Here is a 21130-nt window from a genome sequence, read left to right as displayed (position 1 = left end):
CTTTCCAGTCGCAGGCCCAGCATCAGCACGAAGCCGCGTTCCCGCATCTGGCCGTCGTGGCTGTACTCGAACTGATAGGTGCGTTGCAGCGCCACGCGGCCGGTGCGCGCGCGCCGCAGGCGCAGACCGTTCAACGCCACGGTGCCGTCGAGCAGTTGCAGGCCCTGGTGCCGGCACAGCTCCCGGGCGGTGCGGATGGCGATCTCGCGGGCGCGCAGGCCCTGCTGCCAGAACCACAGCAGCAGGGCGATGCCGGCCAGGAGCAGGAGCGATTCCATGGCGGCGTCAGGCGTCGAGGTTGGGGATGAGCGCGCTCTCGATGCGCTGGATCAGGTCCTTGAGGGCGAGCTTGCGCTTTTTCAGGCGCTTGAGCGTCAGCTGATCCATCACGGGGTCGCCGACCAGGCGGGTGATCACGTCATCGAGGTCGCGGTGTTCCACGCGCAGCGTGTGCAGGCGCTGGTGCAGGGCATCGGTGTCGGTTTCGCTCATCTCGGACATGTTCGTCGGCTTCCAGCGGTCGCGCACGGCCGCGCACAGTATCACGGTCCCCCACCGGACCCCTATCGGACCCCTGGTCGGATAGGGACGTCTTCGGTCGCGGCGGGACAAACTGCTATACTAGCGCGACTTTCGGCGCCGACCCACTGCCCCAGCAAGGCGCACGGCGGCCCGGACCCTGAGTCGCCTCGAAGTACACACCAGAGTACCGCCCCGATGGCCAGCCCCAAGCCCCTGTTTTCGTACCGCCCGTACTGGGCCCGACGTTTCGGTATCGCACCCGTGCTGCCGCACAGCCGCGCCGAGATGGAGCAGCTCGGCTGGGATTCCTGCGACATCATCCTGGTGACGGGCGATGCCTATGTCGATCATCCGAGCTTCGGCATGGCGGTCATCGGCCGTGTGCTGGAGGCGCAGGGCTTCCGCGTGGGGATCATCGATCAGCCGGACTGGACCGGCGTGGACGACTTCCGCAAGCTCGGCCGGCCGAACCTGTTCTTCGGCGTGACCGCGGGCAATATGGATTCCCTGGTCAATCGCTACACCTCCGACCGCAAGCTGCGTTCCGACGACGCCTATACGCCGGACGCGACCGGCGGCCGCCGGCCCGACCGGTCCGTCATCGTCTACGCGCAGCGCGCCCGCGAGGCGTGGGCCGACGTCCCCCTCGTCATCGGTGGCATCGAGGCCAGTCTGCGGCGCATCGCCCACTTCGACTACTGGTCCGACAAGGTGCGCCGGTCGATCCTGGTGGATGCCAAGGCGGATCTGCTGGTCTACGGCAACGGCGAGCGGCAGATCGTCGAGATCGCCCACCGCCTGGCCGCCGGCGAGCCCGTGACGGCCCTGACGGACATCCGCGGTACCGGGTTCATGCGCCGCGGCCTGCCGGAGGGCTGGACCGAGATCGACTCCACGGAGATCGACCTGCCCGGTCCCGTGGCACCGCACCCCGACCCCTATGCGGACACCACGGCGTCGCCGCCCCAATCGGCTGGGGCGGCTGGGGCGGCGGGCGCGGCGGGCGACGCGCCCGGCGCGAACGGCGCGCTCAAGCCACCGGAGGCGCCACTGCGCTTCCAGCGTCGCCCGGGTGTCGATCGGGCCCGCAGCGTCGTGCGCCTGCCCGCTTTCGAGCGCGTGCGCGCCGCGCCCGTGCTGTATGCGCACGCCTCCCGCACGCTGCACCTGGAGACCAACCCGGGCAATGCCCGCGCCCTGGTGCAGCGCCATGGCGACCGCGACGTGTGGCTGAATCCGCCGCCGCTACCCCTGAGCACCGCGGAACTGGATCGTATCTTCGAACTGCCCTATACGCGCCAGCCGCACCCGGACTATGCCGGCCGCCGTATCCCCGCCTACGAGATGATCCGTTTCTCGGTGAACATCATGCGCGGCTGCTTCGGCGGCTGTACCTTCTGCTCCATCACCGAACACGAGGGCCGGATCATCCAGAGTCGCTCGGAAGATTCCGTCGTGCGCGAGATCGAGACCATCCGCGACACCGTACCGGGCTTCACCGGTGTCATCTCCGACGTCGGCGGCCCGACGGCCAATATGTACCGCCTGGCCTGCAAGAGCCGCGAGATCGAGGCCGCGTGCCGCCGGCCTTCCTGCGTCTACCCCGGCATCTGTTCCAACATGAGTACCGATCACGCACCTCTGATCAGCCTCTACCGGCGGGTGCGCGCGCTGCCCGGCATCAAAAAGGTGCTGGTGGCGTCCGGACTGCGCTACGACCTGGCGGTGCAGGCACCGGAATATGTGAAGGAACTGGTGAGCCACCATGTGGGCGGCTATCTGAAGATCGCGCCCGAGCATACCGAATCGGGTCCGCTGACGAAGATGATGAAGCCCGGCATGGGCGTCTACGACCGCTTCAAGGTATTGTTCGAGCAGTATTCCCGCGAGGCCGGCAAGGAGCAGTACCTGATCCCGTACTTCATCGCGGCCCACCCCGGGACGACCGATGAAGACATGCTCAACCTCGCCCTGTGGCTGAAAGGCAATGGTTTCCGCGCCGACCAGGTGCAGAACTTCCTGCCCTCGCCGATGGCGACGGCGACGGCCATGTACCATTCGGGCAAGAATCCGCTGCGCAAGGTGACCGCAGCGGGCGAGACGGTGGCGGTGCCAAAAGGTCTGCGCCAGCGACGTCTGCACAAGGCCTTCCTGCGCTACCACGACGCCAATAACTGGCCATTATTGCGCGAGGCGCTCACCCGCATGGGGCGGGAGGATCTGATCGGCAACGGTAAGCGCCATCTGGTGCCGACCTGGCAACCCCAAGGTACTCAGCGTACCCAGGGTGCTGGTGGTTGTACTGGTGGGGGTGCCGGTGCGGCGGCCGCGGCGCGGCGCGGCACCAAGTCGCAGGCCACCGGCCGGCCGTTCCGGACGCAGCATACCGGGCTGCCGCACACACCACCGCCCCCCGCACGTCCATCCCCCGCTCCCGCGGGGGCCGCACCGGGACGTACGGCACGCAAACCGCGGCGGCCCGCGCGGCCGTAGGAACTTACTGGTGGGTTGTGGGGGCGGCGTGTTCCGCCAGCAGGGCATCGATCTCGCGCTCGGCGGCCAGCCAGTCATCGAAACAATCACCATTCGCGAAGCCGCGATGCTCGGCGCGCAGGTAGGCGGCCTCGGCGATCAATTGATGGCGCTGTTCCACCGACACACCCGCGTTGGGCGACGTGTTGGTGCGTGCCTTCCGGGCCTTGGCCGGGCGCGCCGCCTTGGCGGGGGATGATTTGGCGCGTGCAGTGGGCTTGTGAGGGGTGGCCATGATGCATCGACTCCAGTTGTGATGGTGGGGTGATGGTGGCAAAGACGGGATGGCGGCGGCAGGTCCATGACGGGCTTCCCAGCCCTGCGACCGCTGACCGTCGGTTCACTTTCCCCAGTCTAGTTGATGGGTATGGCGTCGCAACCGCGCGCGCGCGGCACGCTGCTCATCAGGTGCTCACCAGGTGCGTGGGTCGGGAGATCGGAGATCGATGCCGGGATCGGCAGCGGTGGGCAGGTCGCTCGGGCAACGGCCCCGCTGGCGCACCGGCAGATTGCCGGGCGCAGATTTTCTCAGGCGCAGGAGGGCCTGGCGGTTGATCCGGATACCGCCCAGGCAAACGAGCAGTCCAGGTGTGTGCGCACTGCAATGACGCCGTTCAGGCCGTCTTCGACCATGAGATCGACCGGGGTACGGCGGCGGAAGTGGCGATTGCGGCGGTGCATCCACAACGGCCCCATCTGCGCGCTGCGCGGGAACATGGTGCGCAGCGCGTCGGCGATACCGATCAGGTGTTCGACGCGCTCGAGTACCTCGGGGCAATCGGGGAAGGGCGTGTTCGACCGGTAACAGCGCATGTTGTGCATCGTCGTGTCCTCGGGCAAACCCAGGATGATGGCCGCCTCGCGGGGCTCTACGCCCCAGCCCTCCAGCAGACTGATGACAGCCCGTGTCAGGCAGACGCGATCTTCTGGGGTGGCATTGCCGAAATCACTCATGTTTCAGTCCTCGTGGTGTGGATTTGCGCACTATAGTGCCAACGTTTCCGGGATATCAAATAACCGGGCATTTCGCGGTGCTGTTGTGCGCAGGTCCTCAGCTATCGTCGGCAGGCTTGCTTTTCTTCAGCTTATCCAGCGATACGACCACGGTTTTCTTGGGTTCGTCGATGAAGTGTGGCCGCATGCTCATGGACTTGCCACGGGCCTCGACGAGTTCGCGCTCGCGGCCGGCGATCAGCGCCAGGCACTCGCGGATACCCTGGATGGTGTTGTCCGACAGGGGATGGCTGAAACCGGGCTGGCCATGGGTATCCTTGGCCACGTCGGTGAGGACCTTCTTCATCATGCGCAGGATGCGCTCTTCTTTGGAAATCTCTTCACTGGGCATCGCTGAGTGCCTCCGCTGGCCGGACGGACGGGAGCGTCGGCGCCGGTTCTTGAACAGGGCGGCATTGTCGCACAGTCGGGGACGGTGATTCACCCAAAAAGATGCAGCTTCTGGCGCGTAAGCACACGAAAAATGCAGGAATGCCGGTGTCCAAGGGGCATTCGCCAGCGCACGACCGTGGCCGGGTCTTTGCGTAGGATGCCTCCGCGCCGGACGTCAGTCCTCCATATAGAAGAACGCCCAGGGGCAGTCCGTGCAAGCGGCCAGGGCCGCGAGCAGCGCATCGCCCGGTACGGCCTCGGCCGGGTGGATCCCCCAGATGTCGAGGAAGATGCGTGCATACCCGCCGGCCTGACGCCAGTTGAGCCGCTCCAGGTCCGCCGCAGTTGCGCACCCCGGACAGCGCAGCGAGCCGGCCGTCACTGCCGCGTCGAGCAGGGCCGGTTCGATGGGCCGGCGGCAGTGGCGGCAGCGGGGCGCATGCTCGGCCCGCCTGCGCAGGCGCGGTGTCGCGCTGACGGGCTGCAGTTCGATGTGGCAGAAGCGGCCGCTGCGCGCGTGGCCATCAGCATCACTGGCGGGCGGGTCGAGCTCCACGACGGGCGAACAGCCGAGAAAGGTGAGGTGGTCGAGGAAGCCCGGGCCGGTACGGAAATGCCGGCGTCCGTCGAGCTCGAAGGCGGCACCGATCAGTCCCGTCTCGTCCAGGGTGGCGAGGTACCCGGCGGGAGAACGCGGTACGGCAGCGGCCCGCGACGGGTGGAGGACGAGTTTGTAGACGCTCATGTCCGGGCGCGGGCCAACCGTCCGCTGCCGCAACCGAGCCGCACGACCTGGACGCAGTGGGCTTCACGGCCTCGGCCGATAGATGTATATTCAAACGAATTCAAGCGGTTGATTCCGTGGTGCGGCGGGCAGCCGCAGCGCCCGGTCGCGGTAGTACCCGCTCGCAGTATTAAAAGGTGCGCGCGGTGTGCCGACAAGGTCTTGTGGACGTCGTCGCGCGCGCCGCATGCGACGGCGGCCATACGCATACCGGGACAGGTTTGAGTACAGTGTGGAAAATGCCTCTGGTGTCAGGATACCGCCCATGAACCATGACGACTACCTCTATCAGGACCGCACCTGGTTCGACCAGATCGCGGCACAGCTGCTGCGCTGCTGCAGGCAGTGTCTGCCACGCCAGCAGGGGTGTCTCTGGAGCGGTGGGTTCGCCGTGTTCGCCGCCCTGTGTGTCGCCTGGGCCGCGGGCCTGAGTGTGCACGTCGTGCTCGCCGAACTCCCGTGGAATCAGGCGATGGCGCAGGTCCTGGCCGTCCTGCTGCTGCTGGCCGCGGCACGGCATTTCCTGGCCGCCACGGGGCTGAGCGCGGTCGCCGCGCAGCCGCGGCACAAGCCCATCCGGCGCACCGTCGCGCGCCGTCCGGTCAGCGGCGCGGCCGTCCCGGCGATCGAGGCACCCACCGCTGCATCGCCTGCGCCAGCCCCGATCCCGTCCCCGCCCGTTCAGGATGACGCACAGCCGTTCTTCCGCGCCGTCAAGGCGGCCGGTATCAATGTGCGCATCGCGCGCGCCCTCTATGCGGCGGGTTTGCGCACTGCCGAACAGGTACGTGCGGCCGACGATCGGGAGCTGCTCGCCATGCCCGGCATCGGTGTCGCCACGCTGCGCAAATTACGGGTGAAGTTCGGCCTGCCGCGGACCACGGCCTGATTCCGGGGATGAATTCCGACAGGCTCCTGGCATTTGAGTCACGCGCCCCGTGTGGTGATAATTGCCCCTCCCGTCGCAGGAGCTGCGCATGTCACCCGACCAGCCCTATCGCATCCACGCGCTCGAACTCGGGCCGATGGAGAACTTCATCTACCTGATCGAGGACCTCGCCAGCCGTCGGGCGGCGGTGGTGGACCCCGCCTGGGATGTGCCGGCCATCCTCGCACTGGCGCAGGCTCGCGGGGTGACCATCAGCGATGTACTGCTCACCCACAGTCACCACGACCACATCAACGGCATCGAGGAACTCCTGCGCAGCTGTGACGCCCAGATCCATCTGCTGAAGCCCGAGGCGCAGTTCTGGGGGCGCTGCCTGGATCTGCCGACCTTGCATCACGGTGGCGATCGCATTGCGCTCGGTGACACCGAGATCGGGATCCTGCATACCCCCGGCCACACGCCCGGTTCCGCCTGTTACCGGCTGGGCGATGATCTCATCACCGGGGACACGCTGTTCGTCTATGGTTGCGGTCGCTGCGACCTGCACGGTGGTGATCCGGAACAGATGTTCTGGACGCTGCGGGCCCTGCGCGAAAAGCTGCCGCAGGAAATCGTGATCCGTCCCGGCCACAACTACGCCGTCACCGAGACCTCGACCCTGCACGAACAGATCGCCGGCAACCCCTTCCTGCACTTCGACGACGTCGCGCGCTTCACCCACTACCGCATGCACTACCACGACCAGCACCGCGACGCGCCCTACGGCCCGGTGCGGAAGGGTGAGGAGATGCCTTAGTGAATGGATGAAGTTTTAACCACAAAGGACACGAAGGTACACGAAGGGAATCTTGGGCTAATGCAAAATCGTTGATTCTCTCTTCCCACACGGGTGAGGGGACTCATCTTTTTAGCATTCGTTGTGGATTTCCTTCGTGTACCTTCGTGTCCTTTGTGGTTAAAGTTGTGGTTAAAGTTGTGGTTAAAGCTGTGGTTAAAGCACCGTTGACTTTACCCGCCGAACCGCCGCCGCACATACTCGTCGACGATCTTGTGGAAATCCTGTGCGATCGTCTCGCCCTTCAAGGTCACCGTCTTCTCACCGTCGACGTACACCGGTGCGACCGGGACTTCGCCGGTCCCCGGGAGGCTGATGCCGATATCGGCATGTTTGCTCTCGCCGGGGCCGTTGACCACGCAGCCCATGACCGCGACGGTGAGGGCCTCGACGCCGGGGTACTGCGTGCGCCACACCGGCATCTGCTGACGTAGATAGGCCTGGATGTCCTGCGCGAGCTGTTGAAAGGTGGTGCTGGTGGTGCGGCCGCAGCCAGGACAGGCGGCAACCTGCGGGGTGAAGGCACGCAGGCCCATGGACTGCAGGATCTCCTGCGCGACGATCACCTCCCGGGTACGGTCGCCGCCGGGTTCGGGCGTGAGCGAGATGCGGATGGTGTCACCGATGCCTTCCTGCAACAGCACCGCGAGCGCGGCGGTCGAGGCGACGATACCCTTGCTGCCCATACCGGCCTCGGTGAGTCCCAGGTGCAGCGGATAGCTGCAGCGGCGGGCGAGGTCACGGTACACGGCGATCAGGTCCTGCACCCCGCTCATCTTCACCGACAGGATGATCTGATTGCGACTGAGGCCGAGTTCCTCGGCGCGTCGCGCGCTCTCGAGGGCGGAGACGATCAATGCTTCGCGTGTGACCTCGGCGGTATTCAGCGGTTCGGCGCGGCGGGTATTCTCGTCCATCATGCGCACCACCAGTTCCTGATCGAGGCTGCCCCAGTTCACGCCGATGCGCACGGGCTTGGCGTGCGCGCGTGCGCACTCGATCAGCGTGGCGAACTGTTCATCCTTCTTCTTGCCACGACCGACATTACCGGGATTGATACGGTATTTGGCGAGCGCGTCGGCGCAGCCCGGGTGTCTGGGCAGCAGCCGGTGGCCATTGAAATGGAAGTCGCCGATCAGTGGCACGTTCACGCCCATATCGTCGAGCCGCCGGCGGACCTCCGGCACGGCCGCGGCGGCCGCGTCGTTGTTGACCGTGATGCGTACCAGCTCCGACCCGGCCCGGGCGAGCTGTGCGACCTGCAGCGCCGTGCCCGCTGCGTCGGCGGTGTCGGTGTTGGTCATGGACTGCACCACCACCGGGTGGCCGCCGCCGACGGTCACCGGACCGATGCGGACAGGCATGCTGGGGCGACGCTGGACGGGACTGGGGCGGCTGGACATACTGGGCTTGGCGTGTGGGGATGACCGCGGCATTATCGCAAGCGCGCGCCGGTCCTGTCATCCGCGCTGTTTTACCGGGAAATAGGTGTCGCGGCGGGGCCTGGCGCAGCGGGACACCGATCGGGTGGCGGTTCGCTGCGTTGCGGCCGCGTCAAATGGCCACCCGCTGGCGCACCTACTTGTCCAAGGGGATGACGATGACTGCCTTCACTGCCTTCCGGATCCATCAGGATGCGTCCCACCATCGTGCCGGGCTGGAAGCCCTCCGCCTTGACCAGCTGTCGCCGGGGGAGGTGACCGTGCGTGTCGAATGGTCGGCGATCAACTATAAGGATGCGCTGGCCGTCACCGGACGCGGCAAGATACTGCGGCACTCACCGCTGGTCGGGGGCGCCGATGCGGCAGGTCGTGTGGAGGCATCGACCGATCCGAGCCTGCCGGTGGGCACCCGGGTTGTAGTCACCGGCGGAGGCTTGGGCGAGGTGTGCGACGGTGGGTTCGCGCCCTACCTGCGCGTCCCCGCAGCGCTGGTGATTCCACTGCCCGAGGGCCTGTCCACACGGCAGGCGATGGTCATCGGCACTGCGGGCTTCACCGCCGCACTCGCGCTCGCGCGAATGGAGCAGAATGGCCAGACACCCGACCTCGGTCCGATCCTGGTGACGGGTGCGAGTGGCGGGGTGGGCAGTTTCACCACCGCCCTGTGCGCGCGGCAGGGCTACGAGGTCGCCGCGCTGACGCTGAAGCCGGCGAGCATCGACTATCTGCAGGCGCTGGGGGCGTGCAAAGTCATCCTGCGGGACGGGCTGGCGATGGGGCAGCGGGCGCTCGAGACCGCCCGCTTCGGTGGTGTGATCGAGGTACTCGGCGGCGAGTACCTCGGCTGGGCGATCCGCTGTGTGCGCCCGCACGGCAACGTCGCCGTCATCGGCATGGCCACCGGCACGGATTTCCGCACCTCGGTGATGCCCTTCATCCTGCGTGGTGTGAACCTGCTCGGCATCAACTCCGTCGATGTCCCGCGCGGGCAGCGTGAGCAGATCTGGTCGCGACTGGCCCGGGATCTCGATGCCACGCAGCTCGACCACATCTGCGCGGGTGAGATTACGCTGGACGAACTGCCGGCCTTCTGCGGAGAAATGCTCGCAGGGCATGTCCACGGGCGGACGCTGGTGAGGGTCGGTGGGTGATACCGGCGCTGTCAGGCCGGCGCTGTGCCCCGCGCGCGTTCCGACCCGGGTTGAGGTGGATTTGCGGGAATCATCTACTGGAAGGGGCTATCGGGTGGTGGTCGCCACCGGCCGCCCCGGATCGCGGATCCACTCGCTCCAGGAGCCGGCATACAGCTTGGCGCCGGCCAGCCCCGCGAGTTCCAGTGCGAGCAGGCTGTGGCAGGCGGTGACGCCGGAGCCGCACATCAGGACACAGTGCTCCGGCGACACGTCGTCGAGCACCCGGCGGTACATTTTCTTCAACACCTCCGGCGGCAGATAGCATTCGCTGGCATCCAGATTGGACTGATAGGGAAGATTGCGCGCCCCGGGGATGTGGCCGGCGACCGGATCGATGGACTCCTTTTCGCCGGCGAAGCGCTCTGGCGTGCGCACGTCGACCAGGCGATGGGTGCCGCTGCCGATCTGCGCTGCGAGTTCGGCCGTGGCGACGACCATGTCCGCGCGCGCGCTGCCCTGGAAGATGGCGGGCGTGACCTGGGACGGCGTAGCCGAGCGCGGGTAGGCGCCGCCCACCCAGGCCTGCAGGCCACCATCGAGGACGGCGACGCGTTCATGACCGAGCCAGCGCAGCAGCCACCACAGGCGTCCGGCGTAGGCGTTGGCCTGGGCGTCGTAGCAGACGACCTGGGTGTCCGGACTGATGCCCCAGGCGGAGAAGGTCGCGCACAGGCGCTGCGGGTCGGGCAGGGGGTGGCGCCCGCTGTCGGGCGTGATCGGACCGGCGAGGTCGCGCTCCAGGTGGGCGTACAGTGCCCCGGGGATGTGGGCCTCACCGTACGCGGCCTCGCCGGCCTCGGGGTGCTGCAGATCGAAGCGGCAGTCGATGATGCGCCAGCCGGGGTCGTCGAGGTGCCCGGCGAGTTCGGCCGCCGAGAGCAGGGGTGAAGCGGACATGTCGTACCCTCATGCTAATCAAACTCAGGTAAGAGGCTCTTCCCCGGACGGACTTGGGAAGAATGTACTCTGCAACCCCAGGATCATCCCCTGCGGTTTGGTTCCCGGGCTGTATACATGCACCTTTTTCCGCATCCTTCCGTGGCCATTTTTCCAAGGCATCGGCGCAAGTCAAGCGCCATTCTACCCTTGTGCTGATTGCGGATAACAGAGGCTACGCGTTACGCGACCGGAGCAAGGGCCTGCGCCCGGGCGCGGCCTTGCAGACCGTTTGACGCTGGGATTGTTGAACCGCCAGAGTTTGGGAACCGCCAAGACGCCAAGACCGCCAAGGAAACCTTTTTTTAAACCGCCAAGGCGCCAAGGCGCCAAGAAAGCTTTTTTGAGCCACCAAGGCGCCAAGGCCGCCAAGAAAGCCCTTTGTGAACCGCCAAGGCGCCAAGACACCAAGAAAGTTTTTTTTGAGTCGCCAAGGCATCAAGACGCCGAGAGTGCTGAGTAAACCGCCAAGGCGTCAAGAGATCAGGGTTTTCCATGAATAATGGTTTTCTTGGCGTCTTGGCGCCTTGGCGGTTGAAACAAGGGTTTTCCTCGGCATCTTGGCGGTTCACAAACTTTCGCGGTTCGCGGTCTTTTTGTTGTTCCACTTCTGGTGGCGTCCTACAATCGGGCGCATCCACGCAGCAGGTATCCGCAATGTCCGCTGTCCCGGTCGATGACAGTCTCTGGTCGCAACAGGTCCGTGCCCTGATCGAGGCGGGTCGTGAACTGCATGCGCGCGGCTGGGTGCCGGCGACCAGCGGGAATTTTTCCGCCCGCCTGAGCGCCGCGGAAATCGCGCTGACGGTCTCCGGCCGCCACAAGGGCAGGTTGGACGAATCGGGTATCATGCGCGCCGATCTGGACGGCAAGGCCGTCGGCGGTGAGCAGCGGCCTTCGGCGGAGACGCTGCTGCACACGCAGTTGTACCGGCGCGATCCCGGGATCGGTGTGGTGCTGCATGTGCATTCGATCAATGCGACGCTGATCTCGCGTGCGGTGCGGCGGGCCGGTGGGCAGGCCCTGGTGCTGACCGGTTACGAACTGCTGAAGGCGTTTCCCGGTCGTGCCACGCACACAGTCACGATGCACGTGCCGGTATTCGACAACGACCAGGATATCCCGCGGCTTGCCGCCCAGGTCGATGCCTGGTTCGATACCGGATCGGATACGGGCGAGTCGCTCTACGGCTATCTGATCGCCGGTCACGGTCTGTATGCCTGGGGACGCAATATGGCGGAGACGCTGCGTCACCTGGAGGCCTTCGACTTTCTGTTTGAATGTGAACTCCGTGAACGGGGGATGTGCCAGCCATGAGTCGTCTGATTATCTATGCCGAGCACGACGCCCACCCGATCGAGACCTTCACCGACGGCGCTGAAATCGGCCGCCGCCTGGGTGCCCTCGGGGTGCGCTTCGAGCGTTGGGAGGCGGCGCGGACCCTTGCGGATGATGCCAGCCAGGACGATATCCTGGCGGCCTATCGGACCCAGGTCGATGCGCTGATAGAGGAATACGGCTTCAAATCGGTCGATGTGGTGAGCATCGATCCGACCCACCCCGACAAGACTGCGCTGCGTGCCAAGTTTCTGGATGAACACATCCACAGCGATTTCGAGGTGCGTTTCTTTGTCGACGGCCAGGGCCTGTTCTACATCCGCGCCGACGGCAAGGTGTACGGCGTACTGTGCGAGCAGGGCGATCTGATCAGCGTCCCGGCCAACACGCCACACTGGTTCGACATGGGTGAAAACCCACATTTCAAGTGCATCCGGCTGTTCACCACCCCCGCGGGCTGGGTGGCGCAGTTCACCGGCGACAAGATCGCGTCCCGCTATCCGCAGTTCAGTTGATGATCCGCGCCGTCGTCACCGATATCGAGGGTACGACCAGTTCGCTGTCCTTCGTCAAGGAGGTGCTGTTTCCCTATGCCCGCCAGCATCTCGCGCGCTATGTCGCCACGCATGCACAGGACCCGGAGGTGCGCCGCCTGCTGGACGACGTACGCCGTGAGGCCGGTACCGGGTTGGACGATGCCGGTGTCGTCGCGCAGCTGGAACGCTGGATCGACGCGGATAGCAAAGCCACACCGCTGAAGTCCCTGCAGGGCCTGATCTGGGAGGCCGGGTATCGCAATGGCGATTTCAAGGGCCACATCTATGCCGATGCCGCCGCGCAGCTGCGCGCCTGGCACGCGCGCGGCCTGCAGCTGTACGTGTATTCCTCCGGCTCGGTATACGCCCAGAAGCTGTTGTTCGGCCACAGCGAGGCCGGGGACCTGACGCCGCTGTTTTCCGGCTACTATGACACCCACATCGGGGCCAAGCGCGAGGCGGCATCCTACCGCGCCATCGTCACCGACATCGGGCTGCCGCCCGCCGAGATCCTGTTTCTGTCCGATCTCGTGGAGGAGCTGGATGCGGCGCGCGCGGCCGGCCTGCGGACGCTCCAGTTGGTGCGCGCTGGGGCCCTGGATCCGAACGCGCCCCATCGGCAGGTGCGTGATTTCGATGCCATCGAAATCTGAATGTCCGCGCAGGATGCGTCGAGGCGCGGCCTGACGCACCCTGTTCGTACCGCCACGGTGCGTCGCTGCGCCGACGCACCCTACCATCAAGGTCAGAAATGTATGCATCACCATAAGCTCTATCCCGGTATCGACAAGGACGTGCACAGCGGTATGACCGACATCGGCAAGATCATCCGCGACGCCTGGGTGTTCGGCATCCTGCCGGACACCGAACGCTGCGAGAACTGGGATTACGCCCGCCTGGAACAGCTCTACGGGCAGGTGCACAAGGCCTGGGAGCCCTACGGGCATCTGGCCAGTCGTCTGCCCGACGAATTGCGCGCACGCCATGAGCGCATCTATGCCGAGGCCATCGCACGGGCGCGCGCGGCCGGCTGGAACGTCGAACTGGGTGATGACGACTGACGCCTGCCGTCTCTCGCTGCTATGCACACGCTGCCGGACTGGCTGGCGCCGCACCTGGACATCGTGTCGGTTGGCTTGAATCCATCGCTCAACTCGGTGCGCGCCGGCTTTCCCTTCGCCACGCCGCAGAACCGCTTCTGGCGGGCATTGAACGCCAGTGGCCTGATCGATGAGGTGCTGGAACCGGGGCCGGCGGCGATGCAGCGTCTCCTCGAACACCATCGCATCGGTTTCACGGATGTCGTCAAGCGGCCCACGCCGGGTGCGGCGCAGCTGCGGGCGGCCGATTTCCGCCGGTGGGCGCCGCGGCTGACCGAAAAGTTGCTGGAGGCGGCGCCGCACCTGGTCTGGTTCCACGGCAAGCTGGCCTATCGCGCGTTCCTGCGACACGGTGGCAGTGGCGACACGGCGGGGCGTGTGGACCTGGATTGGGGGCTGCAGCCGCGGCGCATCGGCAGCAGCCGTGTCTGCGTAACACCGAATCCGAGCCCCGCCAACGCGGTCTATTCGCTCGACGACCTGATCGTCTGGTATCGTAAACTGACCATCCTGCGAGGCCCGCGATGAGGAGAATGAAGCCGTGACCTGGATCGTATCCCTGGTAGTGCTCAGCGTCGTGGTGTTGTATGGCATCCTGCTCTACAACCATCTGGTGGCACTCAAGCACAACGTCGCCAAGAGCTGGTCGAACATCGATGTGCTGCTCAAGCAGCGCCACGATGAACTGCCCAAGCTGGTCGAGGTGTGCCGGCAGTACATGGGCTACGAGCAGGAGACGCTGACGAAAGTGATGCAGGCGCGCACGGCGGTGGCCATGGCGCGCGCGGGCCAGGACGTGCCGGCCCTGGGGCAGGCGGAGACCCAGCTGCGCCTGGGGCTGGGCAGCCTGTTCGCAGTGGCCGAAGCCTATCCCGATCTGAAGGCCGACAGCCAGTTCCAGCACCTGCAGCAGCGCATCACCGAACTGGAGGACGGCATCGCCGACCGGCGCGAGTACTACAACGAGAGCGTCAACCTCAACAACGTCCGGATCGAGCAGTTCCCCGACGTGCTGATCGCGCGCCAGTTCGGCTTCGGCCCCTTCGAGCTGCTGGAGTTCAGCGGGGAGGAAAAGGTGGACATCGATATCCGGGGCTTGTTCGAGCATTCCTGAGATCCCGGCATGGGATTCCCCGAGCTGGTCGTGCGGGTGCGCGAACTGTCGCCCGCAGGTTTCTGGTTCGTGCTGGCCGTGCTCGTCACCGGGGTGTCGGCGGCATTCTATTTCATCTGGCGCAGCCTGCATCGCGCCCGCATCGTCGAGGACATGCCGACCGCCCGGGTGCGCTCCGCGTATCAGGGCTACGTGGAGTTGGAAGGGCGGGGCCTGCTGCTCGACGGTCCGCCGATCGTCGGACCGCTCACCGGTACGCACTGCCTGTGGTACCGCTACAAGATCGAGCACCACGAGACCCGTGGCGACGGGCGCGGCAGTCACTGGGGTACGCTGCAGGCGGGTGTCAGCGACGGTCTGTTCGCGCTCGACGATGGCACTGGCCGCTGCCTCATCGATCCCGAGGGTGCCGAGGTGATCCCGGGGGAAAAGGATGTCTGGTATGGCAATGCCGGCTTCCCGCGCCGTGGCCCGCCGGCGTCGAAATCCTGGTTCCGGCTGGGCAGCGGTGAGTACCGCTATACAGAGGAGCGTCTGATGCCGGGTGACCTGTATGCCCTGGGCTGGTTCCACACCGTCGATGCGGCCGCGGGCGATCTGCGCGCCGACGTCGTTGCGCTGCTGCGTGACTGGAAGGGCGATCAGCCCGCCCTGCTGCGGCGTTTCGATCGCGACGACGACGGCCGCATCGACGCGGAGGAATGGGATGCGGCCCGCGCGGCGGCACAGGCTGAGGCCCTCGCCCGGCGCCGCGACCAGCCGCGTGCGCCAACCCTGCATGTACTGGCGCGTGCACCGAGCGACCGGCATCCCTTCCTGCTGTCGGCCCTGTCGCAGCGGGTGCTGGCCACGCGCTACCGACGCCGGGCGCTGGCCGCGCTGGTAGCGTTTCTGATCGGCACGGCCGTCACGCTCGGGTACGTCGCGGCACGCGTCGGCGGTTGACGGCCGGCGAAGCGGTGCGGCAGACTCGCAGCATGTCCCGGACCCTCCCATTCAAGTGCATTCATGCGATGGCGCGCAGCGGTTGGCTGCTGCGACGGGTAACACAGCGCCTGGGAGGGTGGGACTGATCCATTGATGTAGACCATCACGTTTTCGAATTCTCAGGCCGCAGCTTCGCAAGAACTGTGGCCTGTTTCGTTTTGGCTCCCATGAAGCCGTAATGAGGGTTGACAATGTCCGTGCCGGCCGCCTTTCTGGGCGTGATCCTGATCTGGTCGACGACACCGCTGGCGATCCAGTGGAGCAGCGAAGGCGCGGGCTTCCTGTTTGGCGTCGCCGCGCGCATGTGGCTGGGGGCGCTGGTCTGTGTGCTGTTCATGGCGCTGCTGCGCCTGCCGCTGCCACGCCATCGCGCCGCGTTGCGCACCTATCTGGTCGCCGGCCTGGGCATCTTCGGGGCGATGTCCTGCGTGTACTGGAGCGCGCAATTCATTCCCTCGGGCCTGATCTCGGTGCTGTACGGACTGACGCCCATGGTCACCGGTGTCCTGGCCTCGCTGTGGCTGGAGGAACGGGCCTTCTCGCCGGCACGGCTGTTCGGCATGCTGGCAGGTCTCGGTGGGCTGGCCGTGATCTTCGGCCGTGACGTCGGTCCGCAGCAGTTGGCGGTGGCGGGTATGCTCGGGGTGCTGGCCTCGGTGGTACTGCACTCGCTGAGCAGTGTCTGGGTCAAGCGCATCGGTGCCGACGTGCCGGCCTTCGCCGTGACCGGCGGCGGGCTGTTGGTGGCGGCGCCGCTGTTTCTGATCAGCTGGCTGCTGTTCGACGGCCAGGCGCCGACCGCACTCACGCCGCGTGCCGCCTATGCCATCCTGTATCTCGGCCTGATGGGCTCGGTGGTCGGCTTCATGCTGTTCTATTACGTGCTCCGGCGCATGGCCGCCAGCCACCTTGCCCTTGTCACCCTGGTGACGCCGGTACTGGCATTGGGGCTCGGTCATGTGCTCAACGACGAGGCGTTGGAGGCCCGGGTGTGGCTGGGGGCGGGATTGATCCTCACCGGCCTGGTGGCACACCAGTGGGGCGACCGGTTGCTGCTGCGTGGACGGCGGCGGTCGCTCGTCGCAGAACCGCAGCCGGCAGCTCGTCGACGGGGCGTCGCAGGCCCCGGGTGACGTGGGTTGCCGGCTGCGGTTCAGCGGCGGGCGAGGCGCAGCCAGCGCCAAAAATTCAGGAGGCCGGCCAGCGTCCCGGCCACATAGGTGAAGGCCGCGGCGCGCAGGATGTGGCGGGCGGCGGGCAGATCTTTGGCGGGGATGTACTGCCCCGCTTCCAGCAGGGGCAGGGCGCGGCCGAAGCTCGCATCCCATTCGACCGGCAGCGTGATCAGATGGATCAGCAGTGCCGAGCCGAGGCTCGCCAGACCGGCGGCGAGCAGCAGCAGGCCGGCGCTGGGCATGCGGGTGATGACCGCAATCAGGGGTGTCGCCATGATCAGGCCGTTACCCAGCTGCTGGGCGAGCTGCGTGAAGCCCAGCAGCCGCTGGCGCCAGCGCAACGGCCGGTAACCGCTGGCATCCTGCACGGCATGACCGACTTCGTGGGCGGCGATCACGACCGCTGTCAGCGAGCGGCCATTGAAGTGCTCGCCACGGAGACGCACCACCCGGGCGACGGGGTCGTAGTGGTCGCCCTGATCGGTGGCGTCGACGCCGACCTCAGCGAGCCCGAGACGGTCCAGCAGATGCCGCGCCAGTTCGCCGCCGCTGCCGGGGAAGTCCGCGCGCGGCGTGCTGTGGCGGCGCATGACGTGGCGTACCCACAACTGTGGTCCGAACAGTGCGCCGACCACCAGCAGAGCGAGGATCAGCCAGTGCATGCGCGGCTCAGGCCGTATCCGGGCCGTCCGCCCGGTCGATGCGGCTGAGGTTGTCGTTGTCCGGGACGATTTTCAACCGCGTCGATACCAGCAGGCCACCCCCAGGCCAGCGCTTCTATCAGCCACGCAACATCCATCCTTGTTCTCCACGCGGGTTCAGGGTCACGTTCGAGGCGTGGCGAATCCTAGGTCAGATTTCAGTAAGATGAAAGCGAACTGCCGGCGCAGCCGGCAATGCCGGGGTTGCGCCTATGAATGACCGCATGAACTACTGCAGCCGCTGCGGCGGGAAGGTGGCGCTGCGGGTCCCGGCCGGCGATAACCGCCCGCGTTATGTGTGCCCGGTCTGCAATACCATCCACTACTCCAACCCGAAGATCATCGCCGGCTGTATTCCTGCCTGGGGTGATCAGGTCCTGCTGTGCCGGCGGGCCATCGAGCCGCGCGCCGGGTTGTGGACGCTGCCGGCCGGTTTCATGGAAAGTGGCGAGACGACCCCGGTCGCCGCTCTGCGTGAGACGCTCGAGGAGGCGCACGCGCGCGTCGAGATCGAGGCGCTGTACTCGGTCTTCAATCTGCCGCACATCGATCAGGTGTACATGCTGTTTCGCGCGCGTCTGTGCGATCTGGACTTCGCCCCCGGCGCCGAGAGCCTCGAAGTGGCGCTGTTCGGCGAGGCCGAGATCCCCTGGGATCGGCTGGCCTTCCCGGTGGTGCGCGAGACCCTGCGGATGTATTTCAGGGATCGTGCCCAGGGCGTGTTTCCGTTGCATGTCGGTGATATCGAACGTCTGCCGGGTGCGGGGGCGGCGAGCTACCGGATCGAATTTCTCTGAGGGTGGCCTGCTACGGGCTGCGCGGCCCCGGGGCTGCGCAGCGGCGGAGGCTATACTGGAAGAGGATTCAATGAGGAGGGTTGCATCATGGCGATGGCCGAAACATTGACAAGGTACCTGCACAGTCAGGGCATCCCGTACGATCTGCTGCACCACCCGCGCACCGCGACCAGCCTGGAGACGGCGCAGGCCGCGCACATCTCCGGTGAACAAGTCGCCAAGACAGTGATTCTCGGGGATGACGACGACTTTCTCGTGGCGGTGCTGCCGGCGACACGGCGCATCGATCTCGGCGAATTACACCGGCAGTTGAACCGCCGCCTGGGGCTGGTGTCCGTGGCCGACCTGGCGCAGCTGTTCGGTGATTGCGAGCTGGGGGCGGTGCCACCCATCGGCCCGGCCTACGGCCTTGAGACCCTGGTGGACTACAGTCTGGCGGAGCAGAGTGAGGTCTATTTCGATGCCGGTGACCACGAGCAGCTGGTGCATGTCTCGGGCGAGGTGTTCGGCAGCATGTTCGGTGACGCCGAGTATGCACACTTCAGCTACCACATCTGAGCGCCCGTCCCGGCCGGTGGCGCCGGTCTGTGCCGCCAGGCGGCCGGCTCGGGTCTTGGCAGTCGGGTCCTGGCCGTCTCAGTGGGCGGCGGACACGGGGGCCGGGCGCCCGATGGCGAAATAGCGGATGCCGAGATTCGCGAGCAGCGCCGGGTCGTACAGGTTGCGGCCATCGAAGATCAACGGCTGCGTCAGCGCGTCGCGGATCGCCTCGAAGTCCGGGCTGCGGAAGCTGTTCCACTCGGTGACGACCACCAGGGCATCCGCACCCTGCAGGGTCTCGTCGGCATTGGCACAGAGCTGGAGATCGGGGCGCTCCCCGTAGACGCGCCGGGTCTCGTCCATGGCGACGGGATCGTAGGCCTGTACGCGGGCGCCGGCCGCCCACAACGCCTCCATGAGGACCCGGCTGGAGGCCTCGCGTATGTCGTCGGTGTTGGGCTTGAACGCCAGGCCCCAGAGGGCGAAGGTGCGGCCTTCGAGGTTGGTGCCGAATTCCGCCTGGATCTTCTCGAACAGCACGCCCTTCTGGCGGGCATTGACGGCCTCGACCGCACCCAGCAGTTCGGCCTGGTAGCCGACCTCCCGGGCGGTGCGCTCCAGCGCACGGACATCCTTGGGAAAGCAGGAGCCGCCGTAGCCGGCGCCCGGGTAGATGAAGTGGTAGCCGATGCGCGGATCGGAGCCGATGCCGACGCGCACCTTCTCGATGTCCGCGCCCAGGTGCTCGGCGATGCGCGACAACTCGTTCATGAAGCTGATCTTGGTCGCCAGCATGGCGTTGGCGGCGTATTTGGTCAGTTCCGCCGAGCGTACGTCCATGGCCAGGATGCGTTCGTGGCTGCGGTTGAACGGGGCATAGAGCGCCCGCAGGAGTTCGGTGGTGCGGGGGTTGTCGGTCCCCACGATGATGCGATCCGGGCGCATGAAGTCGTCGATGGCCGCGCCCTCCTTGAGGAATTCGGGGTTGGAGACGACGTCGAACTCGATGCCGGCGCCGCGTGCGGCCAGGGTGTCGGCGACGGCCGCGCGCACCCGGTCGGCCGTGCCCACGGGAACCGTCGATTTATTGACGATAATCCGGTAGTCGCGCAGGTGTTCGCCGATGCTCCTGGCCACGGTCAACACATGCCGGAGATCGGCTGAGCCGTCCTCATCGGGCGGCGTACCGACGGCGATGAACTGGAACAGGCCATGGGCCACACCCTCGGCCGGGTCCAGGGTGAAGCGCAGCCGGCCCGCCTCACGGTTTTCCGTGATCAGGCTGTCCAGTCCCGGTTCGTGGATCGGCACCTCGCCGCGGTTCAGCATGTCGATCTTGCGCGGATCGATATCCACGCACAGCACGTCGTTGCCCACCTGGGCCAGGCAGGCGCCCGTCACCAACCCGACGTAACCGGAACCATAGATTGTTACCTGCATAATCCGAAATCTGTCCTTGGCGCGTTTATTTGATTGTTATCAGTCCGGTAGAGTGATTACACCAGCCCGCTGGGCCGACGCTTGCGCGGGCGTGGCCCCGGCCCCGGTCGCGCATCCTAGCAAAGCCCGGAGCGGCGGTCACTGCCGGCTGTGTCGTCCCGGATTTTCTTGTCCGGTCCTGTTGACACCTTGGGGCGCCTGACCCAGAATACCTCGCTTCGTTCGCGGAGGGGTTCCCGAGCGGCTAAAGGGATCAGACTGTAAATCTGACGGCTCAGCCTTCGGTGGTTCGAATCCACCCCCCTCCACCAAAACAGATGTGGGCAGCGGGTCAGGCACCGTTTTCTGCGCCCTGCATGAATCGAGGCGCCGCAACGAATAGGGAACCTGACCTCGTTGTCTCAGGTTCAGGCGGGTGTAGTTCAATGGTAGAACCTCAGCCTTCCAAGCTGATGGCGTGGGTTCGATTCCCATCACCCGCTCCATAGGGGCAGATACAAGATGCAAGAGCCAAGATACAAGGGAGGATGGTTTTGACTTGTATCTTGGCTCTTGCATCTTGTATCTGAATTTTAAGGCCCATATAGCTCAGTCGGTAGAGCACTTCCTTGGTAAGGAAGAGGTCACCAGTTCGACTCTGGTTATGGGCTCCATGTTTGCTGCCCGGCAGGCGCGTCCCGGGCAGTTTTGGACTGTTTCGACGCACGTTGACTACTCGAACCTGCACTTGGGAGACCCTTCATGTCCAAGGGAAAATTTGAACGTACGAAGCCGCACGTAAACGTGGGAACGATTGGTCACGTTGACCATGGCAAGACGACGCTGACGGCGGCGCTGACGGTGGTGCAGGCGAAGAAGTTTGGTGGTGAGTCGAGGGGTTACG

26 protein-coding genes and 3 tRNA genes are annotated in these 21130 nt (G+C 65.9%); 18 read left to right on the top strand and 11 right to left on the bottom strand.

Going from position 1 to position 21130, the window contains the following annotated elements; translation table 11 throughout:
- Together K8I04_04495 and K8I04_04490 are read right to left on the bottom strand one after the other, a co-directional pair.
- Positions 1–278, bottom strand: a 278-nt coding sequence (locus tag K8I04_04495; GenBank protein ID MBZ0070967.1) for a DUF3301 domain-containing protein, incomplete at its 3' end; no start/stop codon positions are given.
- 7 nt (positions 279–285) lie between these two features.
- Complete coding sequence (locus K8I04_04490) at positions 286–501, bottom strand: YdcH family protein (protein ID MBZ0070966.1); 216 nt, start codon at positions 499–501, stop codon at positions 286–288.
- Positions 502–717: 216 nt separating this feature from the next.
- Here K8I04_04490 and K8I04_04485 point away from each other — a divergent pair, with 216 nt between their 5' ends.
- Complete coding sequence (locus K8I04_04485; protein MBZ0070965.1) at positions 718–3015, top strand: YgiQ family radical SAM protein; 2298 nt, start codon at positions 718–720, stop codon at positions 3013–3015.
- 4 nt (positions 3016–3019) lie between these two features.
- Here K8I04_04485 and K8I04_04480 read toward each other — a convergent pair whose 3' ends face one another.
- The 4 genes from K8I04_04480 to K8I04_04465 all read right to left on the bottom strand — a co-directional run bounded on the left by K8I04_04480 (position 3020) and on the right by K8I04_04465 (position 5185).
- The gene (locus K8I04_04480) at positions 3020–3289 is read right to left on the bottom strand and encodes a DUF2934 domain-containing protein (protein MBZ0070964.1); all 270 of its coding nucleotides are present in this window, start codon (positions 3287–3289) and stop codon (positions 3020–3022) included.
- 293 nt (positions 3290–3582) lie between these two features.
- Positions 3583–4008, bottom strand: a complete 426-nt coding sequence (locus K8I04_04475; protein MBZ0070963.1) for a DUF2384 domain-containing protein — start codon at positions 4006–4008, stop codon at positions 3583–3585.
- Positions 4009–4105: 97 nt separating this feature from the next.
- Complete coding sequence (locus K8I04_04470) at positions 4106–4399, bottom strand: segregation and condensation protein A (protein MBZ0070962.1); 294 nt, start codon at positions 4397–4399, stop codon at positions 4106–4108.
- A 216-nt stretch (positions 4400–4615) separates the two neighbouring features.
- Positions 4616–5185 carry a hypothetical protein gene (locus tag K8I04_04465; protein MBZ0070961.1) on the bottom strand — a complete coding sequence of 190 codons (570 nt, stop codon included), beginning with the start codon at positions 5183–5185 and terminating at the stop codon, positions 4616–4618.
- 304 nt (positions 5186–5489) lie between these two features.
- Here K8I04_04465 and K8I04_04460 point away from each other — a divergent pair, with 304 nt between their 5' ends.
- Both K8I04_04460 and K8I04_04455 read left to right on the top strand, forming a co-directional pair.
- The gene (locus K8I04_04460) at positions 5490–6113 is read left to right on the top strand and encodes a helix-hairpin-helix domain-containing protein (GenBank protein ID MBZ0070960.1); all 624 of its coding nucleotides are present in this window, start codon (positions 5490–5492) and stop codon (positions 6111–6113) included.
- 88 nt (positions 6114–6201) lie between these two features.
- Positions 6202–6909, top strand: a complete 708-nt coding sequence (locus K8I04_04455; protein MBZ0070959.1) for an MBL fold metallo-hydrolase — start codon at positions 6202–6204, stop codon at positions 6907–6909.
- 212 nt (positions 6910–7121) lie between these two features.
- Here K8I04_04455 and ispG read toward each other — a convergent pair whose 3' ends face one another.
- Positions 7122–8351 carry a flavodoxin-dependent (E)-4-hydroxy-3-methylbut-2-enyl-diphosphate synthase gene (ispG, locus tag K8I04_04450; GenBank protein ID MBZ0070958.1) on the bottom strand — a complete coding sequence of 410 codons (1230 nt, stop codon included), beginning with the start codon at positions 8349–8351 and terminating at the stop codon, positions 7122–7124.
- Positions 8352–8548: 197 nt separating this feature from the next.
- Between ispG and K8I04_04445 the strand changes: the two genes are divergently transcribed.
- Positions 8549–9541 (top strand): YhdH/YhfP family quinone oxidoreductase, encoded by a 993-nt coding sequence (locus K8I04_04445; GenBank protein MBZ0070957.1) that lies wholly within the window; start codon positions 8549–8551, stop codon positions 9539–9541.
- An 87-nt stretch (positions 9542–9628) separates the two neighbouring features.
- On the opposite strand, the gene K8I04_04440 is transcribed toward K8I04_04445, so the two are convergent.
- Together K8I04_04440 and K8I04_04435 are read right to left on the bottom strand one after the other, a co-directional pair.
- Positions 9629–10480: a sulfurtransferase gene (locus K8I04_04440; protein MBZ0070956.1), complete on the bottom strand. Its 852-nt coding sequence runs from the start codon at positions 10478–10480 to the stop codon at positions 9629–9631.
- A 344-nt stretch (positions 10481–10824) separates the two neighbouring features.
- Entirely contained in the window at positions 10825–11127 is a 303-nt protein-coding gene (locus K8I04_04435) for a hypothetical protein (GenBank protein ID MBZ0070955.1), read from the bottom strand.
- A 49-nt stretch (positions 11128–11176) separates the two neighbouring features.
- Here K8I04_04435 and K8I04_04430 point away from each other — a divergent pair, with 49 nt between their 5' ends.
- From K8I04_04430 to K8I04_04395, 8 genes are all read left to right on the top strand, one after another.
- On the top strand, positions 11177–11836 hold the full coding sequence (locus tag K8I04_04430) for a methylthioribulose 1-phosphate dehydratase (protein MBZ0070954.1): 660 nt from the start codon (positions 11177–11179) through the stop codon (positions 11834–11836).
- Entirely contained in the window at positions 11833–12372 is a 540-nt protein-coding gene (locus K8I04_04425; GenBank protein MBZ0070953.1) for an acireductone dioxygenase, read from the top strand. The genes K8I04_04430 and K8I04_04425 overlap by 4 nt, the downstream gene beginning before the upstream one ends.
- The gene (gene mtnC / locus K8I04_04420) at positions 12372–13046 is read left to right on the top strand and encodes an acireductone synthase (GenBank protein MBZ0070952.1); all 675 of its coding nucleotides are present in this window, start codon (positions 12372–12374) and stop codon (positions 13044–13046) included. Before K8I04_04425 ends, mtnC begins: the two co-directional genes overlap by 1 nt.
- A gap of 102 nt (positions 13047–13148) precedes the next feature.
- Positions 13149–13454: a hypothetical protein gene (locus K8I04_04415; protein MBZ0070951.1), complete on the top strand. Its 306-nt coding sequence runs from the start codon at positions 13149–13151 to the stop codon at positions 13452–13454.
- A gap of 21 nt (positions 13455–13475) precedes the next feature.
- Positions 13476–14021: a mismatch-specific DNA-glycosylase gene (locus K8I04_04410; GenBank protein MBZ0070950.1), complete on the top strand. Its 546-nt coding sequence runs from the start codon at positions 13476–13478 to the stop codon at positions 14019–14021.
- Between the two features lie 13 nt (positions 14022–14034).
- A complete protein-coding gene (locus K8I04_04405) occupies positions 14035–14607 on the top strand; it encodes a LemA family protein (GenBank protein ID MBZ0070949.1) in 573 nt (190 codons plus the stop codon).
- Positions 14608–14616: 9 nt separating this feature from the next.
- Positions 14617–15552 (top strand): E3 ubiquitin ligase family protein, encoded by a 936-nt coding sequence (locus tag K8I04_04400; protein ID MBZ0070948.1) that lies wholly within the window; start codon positions 14617–14619, stop codon positions 15550–15552.
- Positions 15553–15785: 233 nt separating this feature from the next.
- Entirely contained in the window at positions 15786–16727 is a 942-nt protein-coding gene (locus K8I04_04395; protein MBZ0070947.1) for a DMT family transporter, read from the top strand.
- 20 nt (positions 16728–16747) lie between these two features.
- Here K8I04_04395 and K8I04_04390 read toward each other — a convergent pair whose 3' ends face one another.
- The gene (locus tag K8I04_04390) at positions 16748–17431 is read right to left on the bottom strand and encodes a zinc metallopeptidase (GenBank protein MBZ0070946.1); all 684 of its coding nucleotides are present in this window, start codon (positions 17429–17431) and stop codon (positions 16748–16750) included.
- Positions 17432–17694: 263 nt separating this feature from the next.
- Here K8I04_04390 and K8I04_04385 point away from each other — a divergent pair, with 263 nt between their 5' ends.
- Positions 17695–18267, top strand: coding sequence for an NUDIX hydrolase (locus K8I04_04385; GenBank protein MBZ0070945.1), 573 nt, complete (start codon positions 17695–17697; stop codon positions 18265–18267).
- An 87-nt stretch (positions 18268–18354) separates the two neighbouring features.
- Positions 18355–18825, top strand: a complete 471-nt coding sequence (locus K8I04_04380; GenBank protein ID MBZ0070944.1) for a YbaK/EbsC family protein — start codon at positions 18355–18357, stop codon at positions 18823–18825.
- Between the two features lie 78 nt (positions 18826–18903).
- Here K8I04_04380 and K8I04_04375 read toward each other — a convergent pair whose 3' ends face one another.
- A complete protein-coding gene (locus K8I04_04375; protein ID MBZ0070943.1) occupies positions 18904–20247 on the bottom strand; it encodes a UDP-glucose/GDP-mannose dehydrogenase family protein in 1344 nt (447 codons plus the stop codon).
- Positions 20248–20473: 226 nt separating this feature from the next.
- On the opposite strand from K8I04_04375, the gene K8I04_04370 reads away from it, so the two are divergent.
- The 4 genes from K8I04_04370 to tuf form a co-directional block, all read left to right on the top strand.
- A tRNA-Tyr gene (locus K8I04_04370) sits at positions 20474–20558 on the top strand.
- Between the two features lie 100 nt (positions 20559–20658).
- Positions 20659–20732, top strand: a tRNA-Gly gene (locus tag K8I04_04365).
- Between the two features lie 92 nt (positions 20733–20824).
- Positions 20825–20900, top strand: a tRNA-Thr gene (locus tag K8I04_04360).
- Between the two features lie 88 nt (positions 20901–20988).
- On the top strand, positions 20989–21130 hold a 142-nt coding region (tuf, locus tag K8I04_04355), incomplete at its 3' end, for an elongation factor Tu (GenBank protein MBZ0070942.1).

This window comes from Gammaproteobacteria bacterium (assembly GCA_019911805.1).
GTDB lineage: Bacteria > Pseudomonadota > Gammaproteobacteria > Thiohalobacterales > Thiohalobacteraceae > JAHJQQ01.
This window is presented reverse-complemented; position numbering and strand designations above follow the sequence as displayed.